General features: G+C 68.6%; 4 protein-coding genes. All 4 read right to left on the reverse strand.

What is annotated here, in order from left to right:
- Nucleotides 1-613: sialidase family protein (locus tag ACFO8M_RS00175; RefSeq protein ID WP_387968855.1), on the reverse strand; the 613-nt coding region annotated here is incomplete at its 3' end.
- A 469-nt stretch (nt 614-1082) separates the two neighbouring features.
- Entirely contained in the window at nt 1083-3152 is a 2070-nt protein-coding gene (locus ACFO8M_RS00180; RefSeq protein ID WP_387968858.1) for an alpha-galactosidase, read from the reverse strand.
- Nucleotides 3149-3394 carry a hypothetical protein gene (locus tag ACFO8M_RS00185; RefSeq protein ID WP_387968861.1) on the reverse strand — a complete coding sequence of 82 codons (246 nt, stop codon included), beginning with the start codon at nt 3392-3394 and terminating at the stop codon, nt 3149-3151. Before ACFO8M_RS00185 ends, ACFO8M_RS00180 begins: the two co-directional genes overlap by 4 nt.
- A 251-nt stretch (nt 3395-3645) precedes the next feature.
- Nucleotides 3646-5103: a DUF5605 domain-containing protein gene (locus tag ACFO8M_RS00190; RefSeq protein WP_387968864.1), complete on the reverse strand. Its 1458-nt coding sequence runs from the start codon at nt 5101-5103 to the stop codon at nt 3646-3648.
- Nucleotides 5104-5259 lie beyond the last annotated feature (156 nt).

A 5259-nucleotide genomic window follows, 5' to 3' on the forward strand; every position in this document is an offset into this window, starting at 1 on the left:
TCCCGGGATTGGGGAAGTTCTCGACCTTCGCCCAGGTGCGGCCGTAGTCCTTGGACCGCCACAGGCCGTTGCCGCTGGGCGCACCGAGGTACAGCTCGGCGTTGTCGGCCGGGTTGACCACCAGGCGTTCGCCCATGCCGCGGCCGGGCATGTTGCCGCCCTGCTTGAACGGCAGCTCGGCGGCGCCCCAGGTCTCGCCCTTGTCCTCGGAGTACAGGACCGCGCCGTTGTTGGGGTCCCAGTCGATGGTGTAAGTGCCGACCGCGGCGTAGACGCGGTCGGTCTCGACCGGGTCGGTGGCCATGGAGACCACACCGGACCAGCCCCACTTGTCGCGGCCGACCCAGTCCAGGAGCGGCTTCCAGGTGCGGGAGTCCTCCTGCCACCGGTAGCAGCCACCGATGTCGGTGCGGGCGTAAATCAGGTTCGGCTCGGTCTCGTTGAACACGATGCCGGGGACGAAACCGCCGCCGTTGATGGCGGCGTTCTTCCAGGTGTAGGTGTTGCCTCCCTGCCGGTCGCGTTCTTGCGCTCCGGCGAAGAACGGGATGGACAGGGCCCCGGCCCCGACCACGGCCGCGCCTGCGGTGGCGGCGAATGTGCGTCGTCGCACGTACTGCTCCTTTTCGTTGGTTACTCGAGGTTGTGGAACTTCGAGCCGGACCCCCGGTGCGGCCTGACGCGGGTTCCCCTTGCGGACCCTCGCGGACCGCGGGTCAACCCTTCACGGCTCCGGTGATGACGGCCTTCGTGCAGTGCTTCTGGATGAAGGGCGCTCCCGAGGAGGGAGCGGGCATTGGAGGGGTGCTCTCCAGGATGTTTCCGGGAGGGTTGAAGTAGCGAAGGATCATTAAATTTAGATATGCCTACAAACTATGTCGAGAGCCCTTCCTACACAAGGCTTATCCGCGAAAAAGATCAGATGAATATCCCAGGCAGCGGAAGTCCCTGGTTTCCCGATGACGATCCCGGTCGATCGTCTGGTCACGCCCGAGTCGATGGACCGGGCCGCCGCAACGACCCTGCCGCTGGCCGAAATGACCGCGCAGCAGGCTCCCGGCGGCCCGGCATTGGACCCTGGATCACCGCTGCACCATGAAGATCCTGGCGGCGGGACCGGACGGCACCTCTATGACCGGCGTCTGGCCGTCGGTGCGGATCGTCCACTCCGGCAAGGTAACCGGGTAGGCCTGCTTCAGGTCCCGCCCGCGCAGCCCTGGCAGCGCGACCTCCGCAGCCTCACCGCGAGACCACAGCGCCAGCAGCGACTCGGATCCGGTGTCGAGTTGCAGGGCGATCACGTCGTCCTCCCAGTTCGGGAGACCCAGCGGCCACACCGGATGCGACTCGGCGATACGGTGACGCCAGTCCTTATGGAGCGCAATGGCCTCGCGCACCAGCGCGGACTGCTCGGCGCTCAACTCATTGAGGAACCCGGAGAGGTAGAGCCGGCCCATGACGCCCGCCGTCATCGCGAACGCCGTCTCCTCCAAACTCATCGCAGCGGCCGGATACGCCCAGTTCCCCGCCTGCTCAGGCAGCACGCTCGCGGGAGCGGCCGCCGCGATCGGCGCGTACTTCCGGAAGTCCTGCTGGTCTGAGGTCGACTGCAGGTGCGCCACCGAAAGGATGTTGTAGTCCATGCGCAGCGCACCCGAACCGCAGTTCTCGAACAGCACGTTCGGATGCCGCGCCTGCACGCCGAGCAGCCAGTCGCGGAAGGCTCGGGTGTGACCGAGCAGCCCGGCCCCTGGCGCGTCGGCGTCCACTTCAGTCCCGGCACCGATGTTCCTGTTGTAATCGAGCTTGATGAACTCGAGCCCGAACTCGTCCACCAGCCGGTCCACCGTCTCGTCCAAGTGCGCGCGCGCCGCAGGGTGCCGCAAATCGAGCTGGAAGTTCCCCGCCACGATCACCCGCTCACCGAACCGCCGGAAGAACGCCTCCTCCGGCAGTCGATCCGCCATCGCCGACGCGAACCCGACCGCCTCCGGCTCCAACCACAGCCCGGGCCGCATGCCGTTGGCGCGGATGGCGTCGATGACCGACGACAAGCCGCCGGTGAACCGCTCGGGAGCCTCGAGCCACTCGCCCGCGCTGACCCACCAAGCGCTGCCGGGCACGGCGTACCACCCGGCGTCGATGCAGAAGTACTCCGCGCCCGCCCCGGCCGCCGACTCGATGAGCGGCAATAGCCTCTCCGTCGACGGCTCGCCCATGAGGGTGTTCATGTAGTCGTTGTAGACCACCGGAAGCCGCGCGTCGACCGGGCGCACCTCACGGATCGCGCGCCGGTAACCGGTGAGCGCCGCGAACACCGCGTCCCGGCCGCCGTCGGCGACGCAGAGCCCTGCCGGCACCGAGGTGAACTCCTCGCCCGGCGCCAGCCGCGCGGCGAACTGGTGGTGCCTGTCGGTCGCGCCGTGCACGCCCACCGTCACGGCGCTCCCGGTCTGCGCCGCCTCCCAGTGCCAGCCCGCGCTGGTCTCGACCTGCCACGCGATCGAAGGGACGGTCTCGGCCGCGAGGATCCCGGTCGGCAGGAACGAACCGGTCGACCAGCTTCCGTGGCTGGTCAGCGAGAAGAGCCCGCGCGGGTGCTGGCCGCCGTCCATCGCGGGATCGATGTCGGGCAGCAGCTCGCTCAGTGGGCGCTGCCGCCAACGCCCCTCGGCCAGCCATTCGCTCTCGCCCCAGAGGAGGTCGTGCGCGCCGTCGGCGGGCACGGCCACGAGCGCCGAACTCACCGAGAGCAGCATGAGACTCCGGTCGGCCACGTTGCGCACGGTGTGCCGGATCTGGAGGCCCGGTCCAGCGACGCGGAAGACGCTGAGCACCTCGATGCCGAACTCCGGTGCGCGCTGGCGGATCCGCAGCTCGGTCTCGTCCGATTCGTGGCCCGCATAGCGGAGCCGCTGCCCGGCGCTCGAGTAGAGAAGGCCCTGGTCGTTGCTGTCGCGGTGCGCGCCGCCGGCGGTGATGACGTCGACGATCGCCGAGGGCGAGGCCGCTGATGGCGCCTCGGGTGCGGTCGCGAGGCGCACGAGCCGTACGGGCCGGTCGTCGCGGTGGTCGAACTTCAGGTGGAGCCCAGGGAGGGCCCACTCGAAGGCCGGATCCTCGTCAGGATGCAACGGGGCTTGCGATGTCATTTACTACTCCACTCTCGATTGAAATACGTCGATGCATCAACGGTGCCGGCGTGGGCGACCACTTGCATCGGGTGCTTCACGGTGCCGGTGTCGCCGGAGGCCCGGTCCCGGGTGATGCCGGCGTAGGAGCCGGGCTCTGCGGCGAGGTACTGCACGAAGCCGTTGACACTGAGTTCGGCGTCGATGGTCCACGCCGGGACGCGGATCCGCATGGTCCACAGACCTGCGGACTCGCCGGTCACCGTCCATGTGCTCGGCCTTGTCGCGGCTGACGGTGTCGCCGAGCACGGCCGAGGCGTACGCCCACGCGGCGAGGAAGTGCCCCTGCACGTGAGCGCGGAAAGGAAAGGTCGGATGTTCCCGGCCTGAGCACTCCTGCGCGCCTTGGCCAGAGCCCCGATATCGGCCCGAGCCGGTGGGAGAGCCTTCGCGAACCCGTTGCGGCCGTTGACAGGTGAGGAATGCATTGGGGGTTTCTTGCCCTCGTTACTCATCATTTCTCGGCGAGGATGCGGATGGCCATGTGTTCGCGGCCGGGGAGGGGGACGCGGATGGTGCCCTCGGCGTGGTCGGCGACGCGTTCGACGGTCATGTTCCAGGTGTCGATCACGTCGACCGTCCAGCGCTTGCCTTCGGGGAGTGTGAGTTCGCGGAAGCGGGGGCGGCTGAACCCGAAGTAGGTGACCTCGTATTCGCCGGCGACCCCGCCGACCGGCGCGTCCCAGGCGCCCGGGATCGGGTCGAGGACCCCGGTCGGGGACGCGGCGATGACCTCGCGCAGGAAGCCCATGCGGGCCGGGCTGGTGCCGACGAGTTCGCCGCCTTTGGACCACCAGAGTTCCTCGGCGTCGTTGAGGTAGGTCTCGCCGTGCGCGACGTAGCCGCCCCGCACCGCGCCCTCCCAGCAGCGCCGGGTCAACTCCTCGCCGGAGATGTTCCCCCAGCCCTGGTCGATGTCGCCTTCGTAGGCGCACTCGTCGACCACGACCGGCTTGCCCCAGCGCTCGCGCCACTCGTCGGTGAACTCGGCGGTCCGGTATATGTCCTGGCGCTGGACGCCGGCGTGGGTGATCCAGGGTTTGGCGTAGTCGTAGAACGGGCCGCAGTTGTGGATCGAGTTGAGGTGCCCGTGCGGGTCCTCTTCGGACACTACGGCGGCCAGTCGCTCCCAGTCGTCCTCGGTCTTGGCCTTGAACAGGTCGTACTCGTTGGCCATGGACCACCACACGTTCGCGTAGGCCGCGAGGCGCCGGACCGTGTAGCGGACCAGCCGGTCGTCGGCTTCGGCGCCGAGGTCGGCGAATCCCCACTGGTCGTAGGGGTGGAGGAGGATGACGTCCGCTTCGATCCCCATGTCCTGCAAGGCGGCCACTTCCTGCTCGAAGCGGCGGAAGAACGCCGGGTCGAACCGGGTCGTGTCCCAGCCTTCCTCGGCCGAGCCGGGGAAGGGGTAGCGCTCGGGCTCGTCGTGGTTGTACTGGTACCACTTGGGCAGCAGGCACATCCGAATCTTGTTGAACGGCCCCGCGGCCAAGGTCCGGCGGGTCTGGTCCCGCAGGCGCTCCACCTGGTGGGTCCACGCGTAGGCGGTGGTGCCGACCGGGACGTAGCGGGTGCCGTCGCTGTGCGCGAAGTGGAAGCCGTCGGCCCGGACCGGACCATGAGCGCCCGGTGCCGATGCGGTGCAGATGAACTCGCCGGTCACGCCGTCGAGCGCGGGGGCGTTCGAGGCCGTCGTGAAGGTCCACTGTCCCTCGGCGTCGGGCATGAAGCGGACCCGGTAGATCCCGTTCCCGTCGTAGAACCCCCCGGCGCGCAACTCCCGCCCACCGTCGTTGAAGAGCGCTACCAGGTCGACGTCGGTGAACGGGTTGCCCTCGGCGGGGCCGTGGAGTTCGACTTCGTACACGCCCCAGCGGGCGCAGCCCTCAGATGCAGCAGGCTGGTTCATCGGGTCCTCGCACGCTATGGAGCTGCACCGAAAGTGCGGCGGTCATGTTGGACTCCTTCTGGTCGGGCGGATCTGTCGCGGTCGGATGGTTCGACAGCCGGTTCGGTGGTCGGCGACCGAGTGCCGCGTCTCGGAGCGCTGAAGCGGCGTGGGCAC

Origin of the sequence: Glycomyces rhizosphaerae, from assembly GCF_042647865.1 — a bacterium.
Classification (GTDB): Bacteria; Actinomycetota; Actinomycetes; order Mycobacteriales; family Micromonosporaceae; genus Glycomyces; species Glycomyces rhizosphaerae.

Excerpts from the sequence above, each read along its gene's own strand:
- ACFO8M_RS00180 (WP_387968858.1), bottom strand. The coding sequence starts at position 3,152 with ATGACATCGCAAGCCCCGTTGCATCCTGACGAGGATCCGGCCTTCGAG.
- ACFO8M_RS00190 (WP_387968864.1), bottom strand. The coding sequence starts at position 5,103 with ATGAACCAGCCTGCTGCATCTGAGGGCTGCGCCCGCTGGGGCGTGTAC.